Source organism: Dryocola sp. LX212 (assembly GCA_041504365.1).
Taxonomy (GTDB): Bacteria; Pseudomonadota; Gammaproteobacteria; order Enterobacterales; family Enterobacteriaceae; genus Dryocola.
Genome location: CP167917.1, coordinates 1 through 20,907 on the forward strand (window position 1 = coordinate 1; position 20,907 = coordinate 20,907).

At 55.9% G+C, this 20,907-nt stretch carries 19 protein-coding genes, 2 pseudogenes and 1 other annotated feature; of the genes and pseudogenes, 20 read left to right on the forward strand and 1 reads right to left on the reverse strand.

Annotation, left to right across the window (positions count from 1 at the left end):
- The 12 genes and pseudogenes from dnaA (at nucleotide 1) to ACA108_00060 (ending at nucleotide 13,879) form a co-directional block, all read left to right on the forward strand.
- Nucleotides 1–1,386: a chromosomal replication initiator protein DnaA gene (gene dnaA / locus ACA108_00005; GenBank protein XEX95974.1), complete on the forward strand. Its 1,386-nt coding sequence runs from the start codon at nucleotides 1–3 to the stop codon at nucleotides 1,384–1,386.
- A gap of 4 nt (nucleotides 1,387–1,390) precedes the next feature.
- Nucleotides 1,391–2,491, forward strand: coding sequence for a DNA polymerase III subunit beta (gene dnaN, locus ACA108_00010; GenBank protein ID XEX95975.1), 1,101 nt, complete (start codon nucleotides 1,391–1,393; stop codon nucleotides 2,489–2,491).
- Complete coding sequence (recF, locus tag ACA108_00015; protein ID XEX95976.1) at nucleotides 2,492–3,565, forward strand: DNA replication/repair protein RecF; 1,074 nt, start codon at nucleotides 2,492–2,494, stop codon at nucleotides 3,563–3,565. It abuts the gene before it with no gap.
- A 28-nt stretch (nucleotides 3,566–3,593) separates the two neighbouring features.
- Complete coding sequence (gyrB, locus tag ACA108_00020) at nucleotides 3,594–6,008, forward strand: DNA topoisomerase (ATP-hydrolyzing) subunit B (GenBank protein ID XEX95977.1); 2,415 nt, start codon at nucleotides 3,594–3,596, stop codon at nucleotides 6,006–6,008.
- A 126-nt stretch (nucleotides 6,009–6,134) separates the two neighbouring features.
- The gene (locus tag ACA108_00025; protein XEX95978.1) at nucleotides 6,135–6,527 is read left to right on the forward strand and encodes a YidB family protein; all 393 of its coding nucleotides are present in this window, start codon (nucleotides 6,135–6,137) and stop codon (nucleotides 6,525–6,527) included.
- 126 nt (nucleotides 6,528–6,653) lie between these two features.
- The gene (gene yidA, locus ACA108_00030; protein XEX95979.1) at nucleotides 6,654–7,466 is read left to right on the forward strand and encodes a sugar-phosphatase; all 813 of its coding nucleotides are present in this window, start codon (nucleotides 6,654–6,656) and stop codon (nucleotides 7,464–7,466) included.
- Nucleotides 7,467–7,695: 229 nt separating this feature from the next.
- On the forward strand, nucleotides 7,696–8,379 hold the full coding sequence (gene dgoR / locus ACA108_00035) for a D-galactonate utilization transcriptional regulator DgoR (GenBank protein XEX95980.1): 684 nt from the start codon (nucleotides 7,696–7,698) through the stop codon (nucleotides 8,377–8,379).
- Nucleotides 8,376–9,260, forward strand: a complete 885-nt coding sequence (locus ACA108_00040; protein ID XEX95981.1) for a 2-dehydro-3-deoxygalactonokinase — start codon at nucleotides 8,376–8,378, stop codon at nucleotides 9,258–9,260. The genes dgoR and ACA108_00040 overlap by 4 nt, the downstream gene beginning before the upstream one ends.
- Nucleotides 9,244–9,864: a 2-dehydro-3-deoxy-6-phosphogalactonate aldolase gene (locus ACA108_00045; protein XEX95982.1), complete on the forward strand. Its 621-nt coding sequence runs from the start codon at nucleotides 9,244–9,246 to the stop codon at nucleotides 9,862–9,864. Before ACA108_00040 ends, ACA108_00045 begins: the two co-directional genes overlap by 17 nt.
- Nucleotides 9,861–11,009 (forward strand): galactonate dehydratase, encoded by a 1,149-nt coding sequence (gene dgoD / locus ACA108_00050; protein XEX95983.1) that lies wholly within the window; start codon nucleotides 9,861–9,863, stop codon nucleotides 11,007–11,009. Before ACA108_00045 ends, dgoD begins: the two co-directional genes overlap by 4 nt.
- A 63-nt stretch (nucleotides 11,010–11,072) precedes the next feature.
- Nucleotides 11,073–12,409 (forward strand): annotated as a pseudogene (locus ACA108_00055) (MFS transporter).
- A 183-nt stretch (nucleotides 12,410–12,592) separates the two neighbouring features.
- Nucleotides 12,593–13,879 carry a DUF3748 domain-containing protein gene (locus ACA108_00060; protein ID XEX95984.1) on the forward strand — a complete coding sequence of 429 codons (1,287 nt, stop codon included), beginning with the start codon at nucleotides 12,593–12,595 and terminating at the stop codon, nucleotides 13,877–13,879.
- Here the strand turns inward: ACA108_00060 and ACA108_00065 are convergent.
- Complete coding sequence (locus ACA108_00065; GenBank protein ID XEX98186.1) at nucleotides 13,863–14,180, reverse strand: YceK/YidQ family lipoprotein; 318 nt, start codon at nucleotides 14,178–14,180, stop codon at nucleotides 13,863–13,865. The two genes, ACA108_00060 and ACA108_00065, sit on opposite strands and share 17 nt — an antisense overlap.
- Before the next feature lie 249 nt (nucleotides 14,181–14,429).
- Nucleotides 14,430–14,506, forward strand: a sequence feature (ROSE (Repression Of Heat Shock gene Expression) occurs in the 5'-region of heat shock genes and acts as an RNA thermometer to modulate expression.).
- Between ACA108_00065 and ibpA the strand changes: the two genes are divergently transcribed.
- The 8 genes and pseudogenes from ibpA to ACA108_00105 all read left to right on the forward strand — a co-directional run bounded on the left by ibpA (nucleotide 14,500) and on the right by ACA108_00105 (nucleotide 20,876).
- Entirely contained in the window at nucleotides 14,500–14,913 is a 414-nt protein-coding gene (gene ibpA / locus ACA108_00070) for a small heat shock chaperone IbpA (GenBank protein ID XEX95985.1), read from the forward strand. It overlaps the preceding feature by 7 nt.
- Nucleotides 14,914–15,020: 107 nt before the next feature.
- Nucleotides 15,021–15,449 (forward strand): small heat shock chaperone IbpB, encoded by a 429-nt coding sequence (gene ibpB, locus ACA108_00075; protein XEX95986.1) that lies wholly within the window; start codon nucleotides 15,021–15,023, stop codon nucleotides 15,447–15,449.
- Between the two features lie 138 nt (nucleotides 15,450–15,587).
- The gene (locus ACA108_00080) at nucleotides 15,588–16,808 is read left to right on the forward strand and encodes a membrane-associated sensor domain-containing protein (protein ID XEX98187.1); all 1,221 of its coding nucleotides are present in this window, start codon (nucleotides 15,588–15,590) and stop codon (nucleotides 16,806–16,808) included.
- 94 nt (nucleotides 16,809–16,902) lie between these two features.
- Nucleotides 16,903–17,332: pseudogene (locus ACA108_00085) on the forward strand (transporter).
- 221 nt (nucleotides 17,333–17,553) lie between these two features.
- Complete coding sequence (locus ACA108_00090; protein ID XEX95987.1) at nucleotides 17,554–18,486, forward strand: cellulase family glycosylhydrolase; 933 nt, start codon at nucleotides 17,554–17,556, stop codon at nucleotides 18,484–18,486.
- A 102-nt stretch (nucleotides 18,487–18,588) separates the two neighbouring features.
- Complete coding sequence (locus ACA108_00095; GenBank protein ID XEX98188.1) at nucleotides 18,589–19,359, forward strand: basic amino acid ABC transporter substrate-binding protein; 771 nt, start codon at nucleotides 18,589–18,591, stop codon at nucleotides 19,357–19,359.
- Between the two features lie 43 nt (nucleotides 19,360–19,402).
- Nucleotides 19,403–20,167 carry an amino acid ABC transporter permease gene (locus tag ACA108_00100; protein ID XEX95988.1) on the forward strand — a complete coding sequence of 255 codons (765 nt, stop codon included), beginning with the start codon at nucleotides 19,403–19,405 and terminating at the stop codon, nucleotides 20,165–20,167.
- Nucleotides 20,154–20,876, forward strand: a complete 723-nt coding sequence (locus ACA108_00105; protein XEX98189.1) for an amino acid ABC transporter ATP-binding protein — start codon at nucleotides 20,154–20,156, stop codon at nucleotides 20,874–20,876. Before ACA108_00100 ends, ACA108_00105 begins: the two co-directional genes overlap by 14 nt.
- Nucleotides 20,877–20,907 lie beyond the last annotated feature (31 nt).

Here is a 20,907-nt window from a genome sequence, read left to right on the forward strand (position 1 = left end):
GTGTCACTTTCGCTTTGGCAGCAGTGTCTTGCCCGATTGCAGGATGAGTTACCAGCCACAGAATTCAGTATGTGGATACGCCCCCTACAGGCGGAACTGAGCGATAACACGCTGGCCCTTTATGCGCCAAACCGTTTCGTGCTTGATTGGGTAAGGGATAAATACCTCAATAATATCAATGGACTGTTAAATGATTTCTGCGGCAACGACGCGCCACTGCTGCGCTTTGAAGTGGGCAGCAAACCCGTCAGTCAGACCCTGAATCAGCAGGCTGTGGCGACGGCCGCCCCGGCTCAGACCGCTCGCGTGGCAGCGCCTATGCGCCCAAGCTGGGACAACCTCCCGGCGCCCGCCGAACAGTCCTACCGCTCGAACGTCAACGTTAAGCACACCTTCGATAACTTCGTGGAAGGTAAATCGAACCAGCTGGCCCGTGCTGCGGCACGACAGGTGGCGGATAACCCAGGCGGCGCCTATAACCCTCTCTTCCTCTATGGCGGGACGGGTTTAGGTAAAACGCACCTGCTGCACGCGGTGGGTAACGGCATCATTGCCCGTAAGCCAAACGCCAAAGTAGTGTATATGCACTCCGAGCGCTTTGTTCAGGACATGGTAAAAGCCCTGCAAAACAATGCGATTGAAGAGTTTAAACGCTACTACCGCTCCGTTGACGCGCTGCTTATCGATGACATTCAGTTCTTTGCCAATAAAGAGCGCTCGCAGGAAGAGTTCTTCCATACGTTCAACGCGCTGCTCGAAGGCAACCAGCAGATCATCCTGACGTCGGATCGTTACCCAAAAGAGATCAACGGTGTTGAGGATCGTCTGAAATCCCGCTTCGGCTGGGGCCTGACCGTTGCGATCGAACCGCCGGAATTAGAAACTCGCGTGGCGATCCTGATGAAAAAGGCGGACGAGAACGACATTCGCCTGCCGGGTGAAGTGGCCTTCTTTATTGCCAAGCGTCTGCGCTCTAACGTACGTGAGCTGGAAGGGGCGCTGAACCGCGTCATTGCCAACGCCAACTTTACCGGCCGGGCGATTACCATCGACTTTGTGCGTGAAGCCCTACGCGATCTGCTGGCGCTGCAGGAAAAACTCGTCACCATCGACAATATCCAGAAAACGGTGGCCGAGTACTATAAGATTAAAATTGCTGACCTGTTGTCGAAACGTCGTTCCCGCTCCGTTGCCCGCCCACGTCAGATGGCGATGGCGCTGGCGAAAGAGCTGACGAACCACAGCCTGCCGGAAATCGGCGATGCTTTTGGCGGTCGCGACCATACTACCGTGCTGCACGCCTGCCGTAAGATTGAGCAGCTGCGTGAAGAAAGCCACGACATCAAAGAAGATTTCTCTAACCTAATCAGAACATTATCTTCGTGACGCTATGAAATTTACCGTTGAACGTGAAACTTTATTAAAACCGCTGCAACAGGTGAGTGGCCCGCTTGGTGGCCGTCCTACGTTACCGATTCTCGGCAACCTGCTGTTGCAAGTTGCGGAAGGTGCGCTCTCCTTAACCGGAACCGATCTGGAAATGGAGATGGTCGCGCGCGTGGCGCTGGTGCAGCCACATGAGCCGGGAGCAACCACCGTCCCTGCCCGCAAATTCTTTGATATTTGCCGCGGCCTGCCGGAAGGCGCAGAGATAGCCGTACAGCTCGAGGGGGACCGCATGCTGGTTCGCTCCGGGCGCAGCCGCTTCTCGCTGTCCACCCTGCCGGCGGCAGATTTCCCGAACCTGGACGACTGGCAAAGCGAAGTCGAATTCACGCTGCCGCAGGCGACCATGAAGCGCCTGATTGAAGCCACGCAGTTCTCTATGGCCCATCAGGACGTTCGCTACTACCTCAACGGCATGCTGTTTGAAACCGAAGGGGAAGAGCTGCGTACGGTTGCCACGGACGGACACCGTCTGGCGGTGTGCTCCATGCCGGTTGGCCAGTCTTTGCCTAATCATTCGGTGATCGTGCCTCGTAAAGGCGTGATTGAGCTGATGCGTATGCTCGACGGTGGTGACACGCCGCTTCGCGTACAGATTGGCAGCAATAACATCCGCGCGCACGTCGGCGATTTTATCTTCACTTCGAAGCTGGTTGATGGCCGTTTCCCGGATTACCGCCGCGTATTGCCGAAGAACCCGGATAAACATCTGGACGCAGGTTGCGACCTGCTGAAGCAGGCCTTTGCCCGTGCGGCCATTCTCTCTAACGAGAAATTCCGCGGCGTGCGCCTGTATGTCAGCCAGAACCAGATCAAAATCACCGCCAACAACCCGGAGCAGGAAGAAGCAGAAGAAATTCTGGATGTCTCCTACGACGGTACCGATCTGGAAATTGGCTTTAACGTCAGCTACGTGCTGGATGTGCTCAACGCGCTGAAGTGCGAGAACGTGCGCATCCTGCTGACGGACTCTGTTTCCAGCGTGCAGATTGAAGATGCTGCTTCACAAGCGGCAGCCTATGTTGTGATGCCGATGAGACTGTAGATGTCCCTCACCAGGCTGTTAATTAAAGATTTTCGCAACATAGAAAACGCGGATCTGGCTTTAGGCCCCGGCTTCAACTTTCTGGTTGGCGCCAACGGCAGCGGTAAAACCAGTGTGCTTGAGGCGATTTATACCCTTGGGCACGGCCGCGCATTTCGCAGTCTGCAAACCGGGCGAGTGATTCGCCACGAACAGGATGCATTTGTATTACACGGAAGGTTGCAGGACGGCGAAAGGGAAACCTCCGTCGGCCTGACGAAGGACCGGACGGGCGACAGTAAAGTACGCATTGACGGCAGCGACGGTCACAAAGTGGCGGAGCTGGCGCTATTAATGCCTATGCAACTCATCACCCCCGAAGGGTTTACTTTACTCAACGGCGGCCCCAAATACCGTAGAGCCTTCCTCGACTGGGGATGTTTCCATAACGAACCCGGTTTTTTTGTCGCCTGGAGCAACCTTAAACGCCTGCTCAAGCAGCGCAACGCAGCGCTTCGCCAGGTGACACGCTATGCGCAGCTGCGCCCGTGGGACATGGAACTTATCCCGCTGGCCGAGCAAATCAGCCGCTGGCGCGCCGAATACAGCGCCGCCATTGCGGAAGATATGGCAGACACCTGCGCGCAATTTTTGCCGGAGTTTTCACTGAGCTTCTCCTTCCAGCGGGGCTGGGAAAAAGAGAGTGATTACGGTGAGGTACTGGAACGCAGTTTCGAACGCGACCGCCAGCTGACCTATACCGCTCATGGCCCTCACAAAGCTGATTTCCGAATTCGCGCCGATGGCGCGCCCGTCGAGGACACCCTGTCTCGCGGTCAGCTTAAGCTACTGATGTGCGCCCTGAGACTGGCGCAGGGTGAGTTTCTCACCCGACAGAACGGGCAACGATGCCTGTATCTGATTGATGATTTTGCCTCTGAACTAGATGATGCACGTCGTGGTCTATTAGCCAGCCGGTTAAAGGCAACGGAATCACAGGTTTTTGTCAGCGCGATAAGCGCAGAACACGTGATGGATATGACGGACAAAAATTCAAAGATGTTCGCCGTGGATCAGGGTAAAATAGCGGATTAACCCAAGAATAATTGAGCGAGAAACGTTGATGTCGAATTCTTATGACTCCTCCAGTATCAAAGTCCTTAAGGGGCTGGATGCGGTACGTAAACGCCCGGGCATGTATATCGGCGATACGGATGACGGCACCGGTCTGCACCACATGGTATTTGAGGTCGTGGATAACGCAATCGACGAAGCACTCGCCGGTCACTGTAAAGACATTGTTGTCACCATCCACGCCGATAACTCCGTCTCCGTAACGGATGATGGCCGTGGCATTCCAACGGGTATTCACCCGGAAGAAGGCGTGTCCGCAGCGGAAGTTATCATGACCGTCCTGCACGCAGGTGGTAAATTCGATGACAACTCCTATAAAGTCTCCGGTGGTTTGCACGGTGTGGGCGTATCGGTTGTAAACGCCCTATCCCAGAAGCTGGAACTGTTGATTCGCCGCGAAGGCAAAACGCATCAGCAAACCTATGTGCACGGCGTGCCTCAGGCACCATTGGCCGTTACCGGCGACACAGACGTAACCGGTACTCAGGTGCGCTTCTGGCCGAGCCACGAAACCTTCACCAATGTCATTGAGTTTGAATACGATATCCTGGCCAAGCGCCTGCGCGAGCTGTCGTTCCTCAACTCCGGCGTGTCTATCCGCCTGATCGACAAACGCGATGGCCGTGAGGACCACTTCCATTACGAAGGGGGTATCCGCGCTTTCGTTGAGTACCTCAACAAGAACAAAACGCCCATTCATCCGACCGTATTCTATTTCAGCACTGAAAAAGACGGCATCGGCGTGGAAGTAGCGCTGCAGTGGAACGACGGTTTCCAGGAAAATATCTACTGCTTCACCAACAACATCCCGCAGCGCGACGGTGGTACCCACCTTGCAGGTTTCCGCGCGGCGATGACGCGTACCCTGAACGCGTACATGGATAAAGAAGGCTACAGCAAGAAAGCGAAGGTCAGCGCCACCGGCGACGATGCCCGTGAAGGCCTGATTGCCGTCGTTTCTGTAAAAGTGCCGGATCCTAAATTCTCCTCGCAGACCAAAGACAAACTGGTTTCTTCAGAGGTGAAATCCGCGGTTGAGCAGCAGATGAACGAACTGCTGGCTGAATACCTGTTGGAAAACCCGTCGGACGCGAAAATCGTCGTCGGCAAAATTATCGATGCGGCTCGCGCCCGTGAAGCAGCTCGTCGCGCACGTGAGATGACCCGCCGCAAAGGCGCGCTGGATCTGGCAGGCCTGCCGGGTAAGCTGGCAGACTGTCAGGAACGCGACCCGGCCCACTCCGAACTGTACCTGGTGGAAGGGGACTCGGCGGGCGGCTCTGCAAAACAGGGGCGTAACCGTAAGAATCAGGCGATCCTGCCGCTGAAGGGTAAAATCCTCAACGTTGAGAAGGCGCGCTTCGACAAAATGCTGGCTTCTCAGGAAGTAGCAACGCTGATTACCGCGCTGGGCTGCGGCATTGGCCGTGACGAATACAACCCGGACAAGCTGCGCTACCACAGCATCATCATCATGACGGATGCGGACGTCGATGGTTCACACATCCGTACCCTGCTGCTGACCTTCTTCTACCGTCAGATGCCTGAAATTGTTGAGCGTGGCCACGTGTATATCGCCCAGCCGCCGCTTTACAAAGTGAAGAAAGGCAAGCAGGAGCAGTACATCAAAGATGATGAGGCGATGGACCAGTACCAGATCTCCATCGCTCTGGACGGCGCAACGCTGCATACCAACGCCAGCGCACCGGCTATTTCAGGCGAAGTGCTTGAAAAACTGGTTTCTGAGTTCAACGCCACCCAGAAAATGATTGGCCGCATGGAGCGCCGCTATCCGCGCAATCTGCTGAACAATCTGGTTTATCACCCGACGCTTGCCGAAGCCGACCTGTCTGACGAAGACAAAGTGGTCGACTGGGTCAATGTGCTGGTGGAAACGCTGAATGAAAAAGAGCAGCACGGCAGCACCTGGAATGCGATTGTGCGTGAAAACCGCGAGCTGAGCATTTTCGAACCGGTTATTCGCGTTCGTACCCACGGCGTTGACACCGACTACCCGCTGGAGCACGAATTTGTGGTCGGCGGTGAATACCGTCGTCTGTGCGCGCTGGGCGAGAAGCTGCGTGGTCTGATTGAAGAAGACGCGTTCATCGAACGTGGCGAACGTCGTCAGCCGATTGCCAGCTTCGAACAGGCGCTGGAGTGGCTGGTGAAAGAGTCCCGTCGTGGCCTGTCTATTCAGCGCTACAAAGGGCTGGGCGAAATGAATCCGGACCAGCTGTGGGAAACCACCATGGATCCAGAAAGCCGCCGCATGCTGCGCGTGACCGTAAAAGACGCGATTGCTGCGGATCAGCTGTTCACCACCCTGATGGGTGATGCGGTTGAACCACGTCGTGCGTTCATCGAAGAAAACGCCCTGAAAGCGGCGAACATCGATATCTAAGCGGTACTCTGCCGGTGGGCGCCTGCCCACCGGCAATTCTTCGTTTTATCCCCAAATTTTCGCGCTAAATTCCCCCCGTAACGTACACTTTTAAAGCAAACGTCGTAATCGTAAGAGGACACAATCATGGGTCTGTTCGATCAGGTTACCGGCATGATGGGGGGCGGCGAAGCAGGAAAATTTAAAGTCGTCCTCGAGTGGATAAATCAGCAGGGTGGGATTCAGGCGATACTGGAGCAGTTCCGGCAAAAAGGCTTTGGCGAGGTCGTCAGCTCGTGGCTGAGCGGCGCGCACAACCAGAGCGTCAGCCCGGAGCAGGTTCAGGAGGTGCTGGGTACGCCCGCTATCAGCGGACTGGCTGAAAAACTGGGAATTGACGTGACAAGCGCGTCGCAGCTGCTTTCCGAGCAGTTCCCGAAAATCGTTGATGCGCTTTCGCCCGGCGGCGAGGTCAAGCATGACGATGAAGACCTTCTCACCAAGGGTTTCCACCTGCTCAGAGATAAGTTCTTCAGCTAACCGACAACGCCACCTGCGGGTGGCGTTTTTTATGGAAAAAGGGGCCCAATCTGCGCGAAATGTAGCTCTATTTTTGTGTGCCGAATCGCGTTAGCATGAAATAAACTCCTTACCTCAGGAAAGACCATGCCAATAAAACTGATCGCGATTGATATGGACGGCACGCTGCTGTTGCCTGATCACACCATCTCCCCGGCAGTAAAAGATGCCATTGCCAAAGCCCGCGAACGCGGCGTAAACGTTGTGCTCTGCACCGGTCGTCCTTATGCGGGCGTTGAGAACTACCTGCGTGAGCTGCATATGGATCAGCCAAACGACTACTGCATCACCTATAACGGTGCGCTGGTCCAGAAGGCGAACGACGGCAGTACCGTGGCGCAAACCGCGCTGAACTACGATGACTATCGCTACCTGGAGCAGGTCTCCCGCGAGGTGGGTTCGCACTTCCACGCATTGGATCGCCATACGCTCTACACCGCCAACCGCGATATCAGCTACTACACGGTGCATGAATCCTTCATCGCCAATATCCCGCTGGTGTTCTGCGAAGCGGAAAATATGGCGAAAAACGGCGAGTTCCTGAAGGTGATGATGATTGACGATCCGGTCGTTCTGGACAAAGCGATTGCAAAAATCCCGGACGAGGTCAAAGAGCGCTATACGCTGCTGAAAAGTGCCCCTTACTTCCTGGAAATTCTCGATAAACGCGTAAACAAAGGCACCGGCGTGAAGGCGCTGGCGGAGTCGCTGGGTATCAAGCGCGAAGAAGTCATGACGCTGGGCGATCAGGAAAACGACATTGCGATGCTTGAATACGCGGGCATGGGTGTGGCGATGGAAAACGCCATCGATAAGGTCAAAGAAGTCAGCAACTTCGTGACTAAATCCAACCTGGAAGACGGTGTTGCCTACGCGATTGAGAAGTTTGTGCTGAACTAATAGTATCCCCCTCTCTGAAAGCCCCGGCAACATGCTGGGGTTTTTTTGTCTGTAAGCTTAACTGATTGTCTATTATGTGATCTAAATTGTAGTACAACATATATTGTTTGTACTACATTGTGTCCACGGCAAACGCAGAGTGCTTCAAGGTTGTACTTCAAAATAGCGCTGTTTTTCAGCACTCACGGTAAAGTAGTGGCTGTTTCCACTTTGATTAACAGGATTAGCCATGACCAAGACCGACCGCATTATCGTGACGCTGGGCAAACAGATCGTTGGCGGCAAATACACGCCGGGTGCAGCGTTACCAGCAGAAGCGGAGCTGTGTGAAGAGTTTGAAACCTCGCGCAACATTATTCGTGAAGTGTACCGCTCGCTGATGGCGAAGCGGCTGGTGGAGATGAAGCGTTATCGCGGGGCGTTTGTACTGCCACGCAATCAGTGGAACTACCTGGATACCGAAGTGCTGCAGTGGGTGCTGGAAAACGACTATGACCCAAGGCTGATCGGCGCGATGAGCGAGGTGCGTAACCTTGTGGAACCAGCTATCGCCCGCTGGGCGGCGGAACGGGCTACCTCGAACGACCTGGCAAGAATCGAAGCCGCGCTTAACGACATGGTGGCCCACAACCAGGATCGCGATGCCTTTAACGAGGCGGATATCCGCTATCACGAAGCGGTGCTGGAATCGGTGCACAACCCGGTTTTACAGCAGCTCAGCATTGCTATCAGCTCACTGCAGCGTGCCGTCTTTGAGCGCACCTGGATGGGCGATGAGGCCAACATGCCGAAAACGCTGGCGGAACACAAAGCGCTGTTTGATGCGATACGCCATCAGGACAGCCAGGCTGCGGAGCAGGCGGCGATGACCATGATCGCCAGCTCCACCCAACGACTAAAGGACATCACATGACATCTCGCTACATCGCTATTGACTGGGGTTCGACCAACCTGCGCGCCTGGTACTATCAGGACGGTGCCTGCGTTGACAGTCGGCAAACCGCGGCCGGGATCACCCGGCTGAACGGCAAATCCCCACAGGCGGTGTTCGAGGAAGTAACCCACGGCTGGCGTGAAGACAAAACGCCGGTGCTGATGGCGGGCATGGTTGGCAGCAATGCGGGCTGGAAAACAGCCCCTTATCTTCCCTGCCCGGCGCAGTTTTCTGACCTCAGCCAGCAGCTTATTCCGGTGCTGGACAACGTCTGGATTATCCCCGGCATGAGCGTGCAGCGTGAAGACAACCGCAACGTCATGCGCGGCGAAGAGACCCAGCTGCTGGGGGCCAGAACCCTCAGCCAGTCCCCGCTTTACGTCATGCCGGGAACCCACTGCAAATGGGTGCAGGCCGATGAACGCACGGTGCAGGACTTCCGCACCGTGATGACCGGCGAGCTGCACTATCTCCTGCTGAATCACTCTCTGGTCGGCGCTGGCCTGCCGGAGCAACAGGCAAGCCTCGGCGCCTTCAGGGCCGGGCTGGAGCGGGGCGTAAACGACCGCGATTTACTCCCTCGCCTGTTTGAAGTCCGCGCCGCCCACGTGCTGGGTAATTTACCGCGCGAAGAGGTGAGCGAGTTTCTTTCCGGGCTGCTTATTGGCAACGAAGCGGCGGCGATGACCCGCCATTACGCGCTGAGCCAGCAGCATCCCGTCACCCTCGTGGCTAACCCGTCCCTGAGCCAGCGCTACGTTAGCGCGCTTGCGCTGCTGGGCTTCCAGGCTTCGGTTCTGGACGGCGACGAGGCATTCCAGGCAGGAATAAGGAGTATTGCAAATGCAGTGGCAAACTAACCTTCCGCTGATCGCGATTTTGCGCGGCATCACCCCGGACGAAGCATACGCCCACGTTGCGGCCTTACTGGACGCGGGGTTTGACGCAATTGAGATCCCGCTTAACTCACCGGAATGGCAAAAAAGCATCCCGGCGATGGTCGAGGCTTTTGGTCAGCAGGCGCTGATCGGTGCCGGAACGGTGCTTAAACCTGAACAGGTCGATGAGCTGGCATCCATGGGTGGGAAGCTGGTGGTGACGCCTAACACCCAGCCCGAAGTGATTCGCCGGGCCGTAGCGAGCGGGATGACCGTCTGCGCGGGCTGTGCGACGGCATCAGAAGCATTTACCGCGCTGGACGCGGGCGCTCAGGCGCTGAAAATCTTCCCCTCTTCCTCTTTTGGCCCGGACTACATCAAAGCGCTGAAAGCGGTGCTGCCTGCGGACGTGCCCGTCTTTGCAGTAGGCGGCGTGACGCCAGAAAATCTCGGCCAGTGGCTGAAGGCGGGCTGCGCAGGGGCTGGGCTGGGCAGCGATCTTTACCGTGCTGGGCAGCCCGTCGCACGCACCATCGAAAAAGCAAAAGCATTTGTTAAAGCGTATCAAGAGGCAGTGCAATCATGAAAATTACCAGACTCACGACTTACCGTTTACCCCCGCGCTGGATGTTCCTGAAAATAGAAACCGATGAAGGCGTGGTCGGCTGGGGCGAACCGGTGATAGAAGGGCGTGCAAAAAGCGTCGAAGCGGCGGTGCACGAACTGGGCGAATTATTAATTGGCCAGGATCCGGCGCGCATTAATGATTTATGGCAGGTGATGTACCGCGGCGGATTTTATCGCGGCGGCCCGATACTAATGAGCGCCATTGCCGGTATTGACCAGGCGCTGTGGGATATAAAAGGCAAAGTATTAAACGCGCCGGTCTGGCAATTAATGGGCGGCCTGGTTCGCGATAAAATAAAAGCCTACAGCTGGGTCGGCGGCGATCGCCCTGCGGAAGTAATAAATGGCATTACTTCCCTGCGCAAAATAGGTTTTGATACCTTTAAATTAAACGGCTGCGAAGAAATGGGTATCATTGAAAACTCCCGTCATGTTGATGCCGCGGTTAATACCGTCGCGCAAATTCGCGAGGCTTTCGGCAACGAAATTGAATTTGGTCTGGATTTCCACGGCCGCGTCAGCGCGCCGATGGCGAAGGTGCTGATCAAAGAGCTTGAGCAATATCGCCCGCTGTTTATTGAAGAGCCGGTGCTGGCGGAACAGGCTGAGTATTATCCGCGCCTGGCAGCGCAGACCCATATCCCCATTGCTGCCGGTGAGCGTATGTTCTCGCGCTTTGAGTTTAAACGCGTGCTGGAAGCGGGCGGCCTGGCAATTCTGCAGCCCGATCTGTCCCACGCGGGCGGCATAACCGAGTGCTACAAAATTGCCGGTATGGCAGAGGCTTACGACGTTGCGCTTGCGCCACACTGCCCGCTTGGCCCCATCGCGCTGGCCGCCTGCCTGCACATTGATTTTGTCTCCCGCAACGCCGTATTCCAGGAGCAAAGCATGGGCATTCACTATAACAAGGGCGCGGAGCTGCTCGACTTTGTGAAAAACAAAGAGGATTTCCAGATGGACGGCGGCCACTTTATGCCGTTAATGAAGCCTGGCCTCGGCGTGGAAATAGACGAAGAGCAGGTTATTGCCCGCAGTAAAAATGTCACCGACTGGCGCAATCCGTTATGGCGTTATCCTGACGGTGCCGTCGCCGAGTGGTAATTATTCACCCTTAAGCTTTTATAAAAATAGTAAAGATAAAACACCCTCTGTAATAAACAGGGCATGGTGACAGGTATCGCCATGCCAAAAATCAGGAGTCAGATGTTATGGATATTTCTGTAACTGCTGCAAAACCTACGCGCCGCCGCTATTTAACGCTCGTCATGATCTTTATCACGGTGGTGATTTGCTATGTTGACCGCGCCAATCTGGCCGTGGCGTCCGCCCATATTCAGGAAGAGTTTGGTATTTCTAAAACCGAGATGGGCTATATCTTCTCGGCCTTTGCCTGGCTGTATACGCTGTGCCAGATCCCGGGCGGCTGGTTCCTTGACCGGGTCGGATCGCGGATGACCTATTTTATTGCGATTTTTGGCTGGTCCGTGGCGACCCTCTTCCAGGGCTTTGCGACCGGGCTGATGTCGCTGATTGGCCTGCGCGCCATCACCGGCATCTTCGAAGCCCCGGCGTTCCCGACCAACAACCGCATGGTGACCAGCTGGTTCCCGGAGCGCGAGCGGGCTTCTGCCGTGGGCTTTTATACCTCCGGCCAGTTTGTGGGGCTGGCGTTCCTTACCCCGCTGCTTATCTGGATCCAGGAGATGCTGAGCTGGCACTGGGTGTTTATCATCACCGGCGGCATCGGCATCATCTGGTCATTTATCTGGATCAAGGTTTACCAGGCGCCGCGCGCCAGTAAGGGCATTAACCAGGCTGAGCTGGAGTACATCCGCGAAGGCGGTGGCCTGGTGGATGGCGATGCGCCGTCGGAAAAAAAATCCCGCGTGCCGATGACCGCCGCCGACTGGAAACTGGTGTTCCACCGTAAGCTGATTGGCGTCTATCTGGGACAGTTCGCGGTGACTTCCACGCTCTGGTTCTTTCTGACCTGGTTCCCGAACTATCTGACTCAGGAGAAGGGTATTACCGCGCTGAAAGCGGGCTTTATGACCACCGTGCCGTTCCTCGCCGCCTTCTTCGGCGTGCTGCTGTCGGGCTGGGTTGCCGACCGGCTTGTGCGCAAAGGCTATTCGCTGGGGATTGCGCGTAAAACGCCAATTATCTGCGGGCTGCTTATCTCCACCTGCATCATGGGTGCGAACTATACCGACGACCCGGTCTGGATCATGACGCTGATGGCGATCGCCTTTTTCGGCAACGGCTTCGCGTCTATCACCTGGTCGCTGGTTTCTTCCCTGGCCCCGATGCGCCTGATTGGCCTGACCGGCGGCGTGTTTAACTTTGTTGGCGGCCTGGGCGGTATCACCGTACCGCTGGTGGTGGGTTATCTCGCGCAGGGTTACGGTTTTGCCCCGGCGCTGGTCTACATCTCCATAGTGGCTCTGCTGGGTGCGTGCTCTTACATTCTGCTGGTCGGAAAAGTAGAAAGGGTAGGCTAAAGGGCTAACAAAGAAGGAAAAAGCGTGGTTTTTCCTTCTTTGTGATCAAGCTGCCGAAAATCAATGAATTGATTTTCCTTGTTATCTTTCTGAAGATGCCTGCTAACTTCTTCATCTTATAAAGTTTGTTCTAAAACACTCCTTTGTTTTACCCTGAGGCGTCTAACGCTTCAGGGTATTATCGTGACTAAACAACTCACCTTCGCTCCGCGCAATCACCAGCTCACCAACACCAACGTCTGGACGCCGGACGGCCTGTGGCTGGCCTTTGATGTTCGCCCCTCCGGCGCTTCTTTTACCAGCCAGACTGTGGAACGCGTCAATGTTGCAACTGGCGAAGTCGAGGTAATTTACCAGGCTCTTGCCGGTGCGCACGTTGGTGTGGTCACGGTAAACCCGCAGGCCCCCGAGCGATACGTCTTTATTCACGGCCCGGAAAACCCTGACGCAGGTTGGCAGTATGATTTTCACCATCGCCGTGGCGTGGTGGTGGATAACGGCGGAGCGGGCAATCTGGACGCCATGGATATCACCGCACCTTTCACGCCTGGCGCGCTGCGCGGCGGTAGCCATGTCCACGTCTGGAGTCCAGACGGCTCTCGCCTGAGCTTCACCTATAACGACCATGTGATGCACGAATTTAATCCCGCAGAAGATATACGCAACGTTGGCGTGGCGCTGCCGTTTGGCCCGGTTACGCCCGTTAAACAGCATCCGCGTGAGTACGATGGCAGCCATTATTGCGTGCTGGTCAGCCGCACAACCTCGGCGCCGCGTCCGGGGACTGACGATATAAACCGCGCATATGAAGAAGGATGGGTAGGGGAGCAGGGCTACCGCAGGGCAGACGGCAGCCAGCAGCGCTGGGCGCTGGCGTTTATCGGCGATACGCGGGCAGATAACGGTGAGAAAGTGCCTGAGCTGTTTATCGTTGATTTGCCGGATAGCGAAACTGAGTGGCGGCAAGCGGGTGCGGAGCCGCTGGAAGGCACCGAAACAACGCTCCCGGCCCCTCCGGCCAGCGTTAAGCAACGCCGCCTGACTTTTACTCATCAGCGCCGCTTCCCGGGCCTTGTACTACAGCCGCGTCACTGGGTGCGCAGCAGCCCGGACGGCAGCCAGCTGGCCTTCCTGATGAAGGATGACGATGGCGTGGTACAGATGTGGCTGATTTCACCGCAGGGCGGGGAGCCGTGGCAGCTCACGCACGGCGCGTCAGACATCCAGTCGGCGTTTAACTGGCATCCTTCGGGCAAAGCGCTGGGGTTTGTGGTGGACGATTGCGTCGTACTTTGCGATGCGCAAAGCGGAGAAACTACGCCGCTTACGGCGGCGGACGGCGAATGCCCGTCTGCCGATGCGATAGTTTTCTCCCCTGATGGAACCTATATCGCCTGGATGCAGGCCATGGACGGGTATCGCCAGCTATTTACGACCCGGACGGAGCTGGCGGCTAGGCGGGTGGGATAACGGAGTTGGTGGCCAGATTCTTGCGCTCGCTGGCCTCGACCCTCGCTTTCACCGACTTATCGTCTCGGAACATGTCCCACGGCAGCAGCAGGGTGTCCATCACAGCGGTAAAGGGCATGTCCAGCGCGACGAAAGGCTTATAGCCCCAGCTGGTACCCTTGTCTGTCAGCATCTCGTAGCTGGCTTTGGTGCCGGGGTAGTAACCTTCCTGGCCACCGGTGTGGGTCATGACGCTAGAGCAGCCGCTCATCGTTACCATACCGCTGACGACTATTATTTTTGGAAGAGAGCTTTTTATCATCACTATTAATTTCATTTCAACGACCAGTTCCGGTCAGGCCACACGGCGGTTATAGCACTCATGTGGAGAATAAATATCTCAAAAATCACCGCTCTGTGGCGGCTGTCGCAGATAAGTCTGGTTTACTTCTTCAGACAGTCTATGTATTAACCAGCTAAGGCGCAAAAAATTTCCTTCAATTGCCTTGAAAAGCGCGATTACGGATCCATTTTAAGAATGTGACCGTATGAGAGTACGCCGGAAGGGTGCTCTGGTTTCCGTGACCTGTCCATGACGGAAGGCAACTATTGAACCTCGCTGATTTCAGGAGCTTTTAACTATGCGTAATTTCGACCTGTCCCCGCTGTACCGTTCCGCCATTGGTTTCGACCGCCTGTTCAACCTGCTGGAAAACAACCAAAGCCAAAGCAACGGTGGCTACCCTCCGTATAACGTTGAGCTGGCAGATGAAAATAACTACCGCATCGCCATTGCCGTCGCTGGTTTTGCCGAAAGCGAGCTGGAGATCACCGCCCAGGATAACCTTCTGGTGGTGAAAGGTGCCCATGCCGACGCACAGCCGGAACGTACCTATCTGTACCAGGGCATCGCCGAGCGCAACTTCGAGCGTAAATTCCAGCTGGCGGAAAATATCCACATTCGCGGTGCAAACCTTGTAAATGGCCTGCTGTATATCGATCTCGAGCGCGTGATCCCGGAATCAATGAAGCCACGCCGCATCAACATTAATTAATTCTGTCGGGTCGCCTCGCGGCCCGCTAAATCCGGCTCGCCGTAAGGGAGCTAATGGCAATTCGCATATTGCCAGGTATTCACTCGCTTCTCAGAAGGAGAAAACTTATGCGTAACTACGACTTATCCCCACTGCTGCGTCAATGGATCGGCTTTGACAAAATGGCCAATGCCCTGCAAACCTCACCGGAAACCCAGGGGTTCCCGCCTTACAACATTGAAAAAGGCGACGACAACCATTACCGCATCACCCTTGCGCTGGCAGGATTCCGTCAGGAAGATTTAAATATTGAGCTGGAAGGCACCCGCCTTACCGTGAAGGGCGAACCAGAAAAGGGCGAAATAGAACCGACGTGGCTGCATCAAGGGTTAGTCATGCAGCCGTTCAGCCTGAGCTTTACGCTTGCTGAACACATGAAGGTGTCCGGGGCGACCTTCACGAACGGGCTGCTGCACATTGATTTAGTCCGGGAAATCCCGGCAGAAATCGCTCCGCAGCGTATCGCCATTAGCGAACGTCCGGCGCTGAACAGTTAAAATTAAACCTCAAACGGGGCTTCGGCCCCGTTTCATTTTCGACGTGCCCTTTTGTTCTCCCCCCTTGATGCATTATATTTGCACATACGTACACATTTTGTTGCGCGGTTGAGAAAACAGACGGGCGGGTTGAAACATATGTATTTCGGGAAATTGCGAGGCTTTTTAACGGCCGTTATTGATGACTATGTGCTTAACCTCGCCAGCGTCTGGTTCAAAGAAACCGCCGAATACAAAAAGCTCCTCTCTGACTCTACCCGCAGCGCCCTGAGCTCCTCTATCCGCTGGCTATGGCTTGTCGGTGCCTGCTGTTCCATCTTTATTCTTGCCCAGCGGCAGATGCTTAAGCTTGAGCATTCTAAAACCCCTATAAACCTGTTTAATGCGAGTATCGACTACACCGCTGGTCTCTTCCTCGGCTTTTTGGTGGTCTGTGCCCTCGCCTCCCGTTTCGACTGGCCGCATCGAATACTCGCGACGCTGCACATTAAGGCCCTTGCGGTCGGTTTTTTCCTGCTTGGCTGCTACTGGGCACTGATGCTGACGATGATTGAAGGAAATGGACAGATACTTTTCGGCATGTCGCTGTTCTTAATGCTGATCTTTTCTTCTCTGGCGGGTCTGTATGTCTCAACGCTGTGTCTTTACAGCTTTGTTGTTCCCATCACTTTGCTGCCGCTGGTTGTAAAGAATCTCTTCTTTGAGCCTTTCCAGATGCTGATCCTGATGGGCGTGGTAATGACCCTCTTCCTGGTGGAAACGGGTCGCCGCATGCTCAAACACTGGTTTATTCAGGCGATCCGCCAGGAGTACACTAATCAGACCTATGCCGCCGCGCTGGACGAAATCGCCCACAGCGACTCGCTGACGCATATCCCTAACCGCCGCCAGTTTGACGAGCGCATCAACAAGCTTATCGCCCTTGCGCCGCTGGCGAACACGCCGCCGACGGTTATTCTGATCGACGTCGATTACTTTAAGAAATATAACGACCACTACGGGCACCTTGTCGGCGATGAGTGTCTAATCAACGTTGCCACGGCGTTGACCCGGGCGGTGCGCAACGCTAGCGGGGATTTAGTGGCTCGCTACGGCGGCGAGGAGTTTGTTGTGGTGCTGTCGGACGTCAGCCTCGCCGTGGCGCAGGATGTTGCCGCCCGTATTCAGAATGAAATCAACCGGCTGGCTATTCCCCATGCGGCTTCGGACATTGCCGACCACGTGACTATAAGTCAGGGTATCGCCCAGTGGGAGAAAAACGAGTCGGTAGAAAGCCTGCTGAACCGCGCCGATAAAGCGCTCTATCTTTCTAAAAAGCAGGGTCGTAACCGCTTTAAACTGGCGGAGCCAAATCCTTAAAATTAGGAGCCATTTGTGCTCCACGCCCCATTAAGGCGGTAGCCGCTCTGCGAGAATCCTTGTAAACAGCGGTGTTATTCGCAAGGAGCCGTAGATGAATGGAATAGCGTTAACCATCAGCATGCTGGCGCTGGTTGCCGTCGTTGGCCTGTGGATTGGCGGCATCAAAATTCGCGGCGTCGGGTTTGGCATCGGAGGTGTGCTGTTCGGCGGCATCATCGTCGGCATTCAGGTCGGGCCGGGGTTCTTCTCCTCTCTTCGCGTCTCCGGCCTGCGGTTAAACCTCTTTGCGATCCTCATTGTCGTTATCGGCGCGCTGGTGACGGCTCTAATCTACAAGCTCTTGACGTGCCGCTGCCCGTGGTGCTGGGGATATTCTCCGGCGCGGTCACCAACACCCGGCGCTGGCCTTCGCCAACGGCCTGCATGCCACAAGCGGCGCTGCGGCTCTCTCCTACGCCACCGTTTACCCGCTGGTGATGTTCCTGCGCATCATCACGCTCCAGCTGCTGGCGGTGATTTTTTGGATGTGAAGGAATTGTCGGATGACGCTGCGCTTATCCGACCTACGGAGAGGCATAGGCGGGCCGGAAACGCTGGTGGTAGTGGAAAAACGAGTGGTGAATGCCTGCGGGCACCGTTTTTTCACTCTCACCGGCTACGTTTTATTTCACTCTGCGCTCCCCCCTTTGGGTAAAGCGTGCTAAATATTAGGTTTTCCCCTCTCATCATTAAGTTACAGGCCATGTACAAGCCGATTCTGATTGCCGCTCTGCTGTCCCTGAGCGCCTGCGCTATGGCCGCCACGCCGCCCGCCACTGCACCGCAAACCTACGCCAGCCGGCTGGGAACGGGGATAATTGTCGACTGGGCGCGCACCGAGCGCGGCATTCGCGAATTTGATCCGCTGGCGGTGAAGGACTATCAGCAGCGTGGCTTCGGGCACGTGCGCATCCGAGTGACGGGGGAAGCCACGCACCAGCGGCTGGTGCATCTGCAAAAAATCGTTGAGGCCTGCCAGAAGTACAACGTTGTGCCGATCGTCAGCTATCAGGCGGGCAGCGAAAGCGACGCGCAGGTTGTGGCGTGGTGGACGACGACGGCCCGCTACTTTGCCCAGCGCTTCCCGCAGCTCGGCTTCGATATTCTCTACGAACCGTCGGATAAGCTCAGCCACGCCCAGCTCAATGCTCTGTATGAAAAGGCCAGCAAAGTAATTCACAAAATCAGCCCGCAGCGGATGGTGCTGATCGCCCCTCAGGCCTATACCCAACCCGATAGCCTGAAGTGGCCGGACTCCGCGACGGCTCCCGTGATGGCGAACTGGCACCTTTTCCCGTACGGGCCGGTGGCGGTGAAGGGGAAGCGCGGCTGGACGACGGGCACGCCTGCTGAGAAAGCGGCGATCCGCACGCGAATTAATAGTGTGCTTCACTGGCAGTTGAAAACCGGACAGAGCAGCTGGGTTGGCGCGTGGTCGGTGGGCGAAGTGGTCAAAAGTGGCCCTACAAAGCAGCAAATTGCCTTTGCCACCTTTACGGCCTGCGAGCTGCAAAAGGCCCACCTGCCGTTTGCGGTAAACAGCGATGGCAAATTTTATGATGGTGAAGAGGGGGCCTGGCGCCCTGAAATGCAGCCGCTGCTGGATGCGATTCTCAGGCCTCACTGCACTAACTGAGTCGTTTCGCTAATTTTAAGTTGCCGCGCTCCGTCAAATTATGTAGTTTTATGCAAATAAAATGCATAAATACATACTATATCGGAGCGCCACATGATCAGGATGTTAGCAAAATCAGTTCTTCTCGCCGGGTGCATGATTGCCACCCTCGCCACCGGCGCGTATGCCGCCCAGCAGACCTACGTTGTCGGCTCCGGCGGCACCTACCGCCCGTTTGAATTTGAAAACAGCCAGAAGCAGCTGGAAGGCTTCGACATCGACATCATCAAGGCCATCGCCAAAGCCGAAGGGTTTGATATCAAGCTGGTTAACACCCCGTGGGAAGGTATCTTCGCCACCCTGAACTCCGGCGACCGCGACATCATCATTTCCGGCATCACCATCACCGACAAGCGTAAGGCCATGGTCGATTTCTCTGCGCCTTATTTCCCGGCTGAACAGTCCATCGTGGTGCCAACAGATTCGAAAGTGGATTCAGTTAACTCGCTGAAAGGTAAGAAAGTTGGCGTGGTGAATTCCAGCGCGGGCGACATCGTAGTTTCCGACACGCTGGGCAAAAACAGCACTGACATCAAGCGTTTTGATAACACGCCGCTGATGCTGCAGGAGCTGGCGGAAGACGGCATTGACGCCGCGGTGGGCGACGTTGGCGTGATCAAGTACTACATCAAATCTCACCCGGAAAAGCAGCTGAAAACCGTTTCGGACACCAAATTCGAGCGCCAGTATTTCGGTATCGCGGTGGCGAAAGATAACGCCGAGCTTCGCGAAAAAATCAACGCCGGACTGAAGAAAATCGTCGCTGACGGCACTTATGCGAAGATCTACACCACGTGGTTTGACAGCAACGTACCAACCCTCCCCGCTGAATAAATTTGCATGACTTGGGGCCGTTTCGGCCCCAACAAGGACAGGTATGACCGGATTTCGCTGGGAGATAATCTCAGAATACGCGCCGCTATTTATGCAGGGCGCGATCATGACCATCAAATGCACCATCATCTGCGTAATATTAGGCACCACCTGGGGGCTACTGCTCGGCCTGGGCCGTATGGCGCACGCCGAAGACGGCCCGTGGAAACATGTGCTGCGGTATGCCGTACAGTGGCCGGTGCGCGTTTACGTCAGCGCCTTCCGCGGCACGCCGCTGTTTGTGCAGATCATGGTGGTTCACTTTGCGCTGGTGCCGCTGTTCATCAACCCGCGCGACGGCATGCTGGTCACCAGCGGCCTGATGTCCGTAGATTTCGCCCGCGAGCTGCGCTCTGAATACGGTGCTTTCCTGTCGTGCGTGGTGGCGATAACCCTGAACGCCGGGGCTTATGTTTCTGAGATCTTCCGTGCTGGCATCCAGTCTATCGATAAGGGCCAGATGGAAGCTTCCCGCGCGCTGGGCATGGGTTGGGGCAAAACGATGCGCAAGGTGATCCTGCCGCAGGCGTTCCGCCGCATTCTGCCGCCGCTGGGCAACAATGCCATTGCCATCGTGAAGGACTCTTCGCTGGCTTCGGCTATCGGCCTTGCCGACCTGGCCTACGCTGCGCGTACCGTTTCCGGCGCTTATGCGACCTACTGGGAACCGTACCTGACCATCTCGCTGGTCTACTGGGTGCTGACGTTTATGCTGTCGCTAATGGTGCAACACATGGAAAAGAGGTTTGGCAAAAGTGATTCACGTTAACGACCTGCAGAAACAATTTGGCAATACCCACGTGCTGCGCGGCATCTCCTGCGACGTCGCGCCGCAGGAAGTGGTCTGCGTCATCGGCCCGTCCGGCTCCGGTAAAAGTACCTTCCTGCGCTGCCTGAACGCGCTGGAAAAACCGGACGGCGGCGAAGTTATGGTGAACGGTTTTGCGGTCCACGACCCGAAAACTAACCTTAATACGCTGCGTGAATCCATCGGCATGGTCTTCCAGCGCTTTAACCTGTTCCCGCACATGACGGTGCTGGAAAACCTGATTATGGCGCCGATGTCCCTTAAAGGTCTTTCGAAGGCGGACGCCGTCTCGCGCGCGGAAAAACTGCTGCAAAAGGTGGGCCTGATAGACAAAATCGACGCCTGGCCATCGAGCCTGTCCGGCGGGCAGCAGCAGCGCGTGGCGATTGCTCGCGCGCTGGCAATGGAGCCCTCGATCATCTTATTCGATGAGCCAACCTCGGCGCTCGACCCGGAGCTGGTGGGGGAAGTGCTGGCGGTGATGAAACAGCTGGCGCTGGAGGGCATGACGATGGTGATCGTGACCCACGAAATGGGCTTCGCCCGGGAAGTGGCGGATCGCGTGGTGTTTATCGACCAGGGCGTGATTCAGGAGCAGGGGCCGCCGTCGCAGCTGTTCAGCACGCCGACCAACCCGCGTACCAAAGAGTTTTTGAGTAAGGTGCTTTAAGACAACAGGTGGGTGACGCTCGCGCAATCCG

Bases quoted from the DNA above. Each gene is read 5' to 3' on its own strand.
- dnaN (XEX95975.1), top strand. From the start codon at position 1,391: ATGAAATTTACCGTTGAACGTGAAACTTTATTAAAACCGCTGCAACAG.
- recF (XEX95976.1), top strand. From the start codon at position 2,492: ATGTCCCTCACCAGGCTGTTAATTAAAGATTTTCGCAACATAGAAAAC.
- gyrB (XEX95977.1), top strand. From the start codon at position 3,594: ATGTCGAATTCTTATGACTCCTCCAGTATCAAAGTCCTTAAGGGGCTG.
- ACA108_00025 (XEX95978.1), top strand. From the start codon at position 6,135: ATGGGTCTGTTCGATCAGGTTACCGGCATGATGGGGGGCGGCGAAGCA.
- yidA (XEX95979.1), top strand. From the start codon at position 6,654: ATGCCAATAAAACTGATCGCGATTGATATGGACGGCACGCTGCTGTTG.
- dgoR (XEX95980.1), top strand. From the start codon at position 7,696: ATGACCAAGACCGACCGCATTATCGTGACGCTGGGCAAACAGATCGTT.
- ACA108_00040 (XEX95981.1), top strand. From the start codon at position 8,376: ATGACATCTCGCTACATCGCTATTGACTGGGGTTCGACCAACCTGCGC.
- ACA108_00045 (XEX95982.1), top strand. From the start codon at position 9,244: ATGCAGTGGCAAACTAACCTTCCGCTGATCGCGATTTTGCGCGGCATC.
- dgoD (XEX95983.1), top strand. From the start codon at position 9,861: ATGAAAATTACCAGACTCACGACTTACCGTTTACCCCCGCGCTGGATG.
- ACA108_00065 (XEX98186.1), bottom strand. From the start codon at position 14,180: ATGATAAAAAGCTCTCTTCCAAAAATAATAGTCGTCAGCGGTATGGTA.
- ibpA (XEX95985.1), top strand. From the start codon at position 14,500: ATGCGTAATTTCGACCTGTCCCCGCTGTACCGTTCCGCCATTGGTTTC.
- ibpB (XEX95986.1), top strand. From the start codon at position 15,021: ATGCGTAACTACGACTTATCCCCACTGCTGCGTCAATGGATCGGCTTT.
- ACA108_00080 (XEX98187.1), top strand. From the start codon at position 15,588: ATGTATTTCGGGAAATTGCGAGGCTTTTTAACGGCCGTTATTGATGAC.
- ACA108_00090 (XEX95987.1), top strand. From the start codon at position 17,554: ATGTACAAGCCGATTCTGATTGCCGCTCTGCTGTCCCTGAGCGCCTGC.
- ACA108_00095 (XEX98188.1), top strand. From the start codon at position 18,589: ATGTTAGCAAAATCAGTTCTTCTCGCCGGGTGCATGATTGCCACCCTC.
- ACA108_00100 (XEX95988.1), top strand. From the start codon at position 19,403: ATGACCGGATTTCGCTGGGAGATAATCTCAGAATACGCGCCGCTATTT.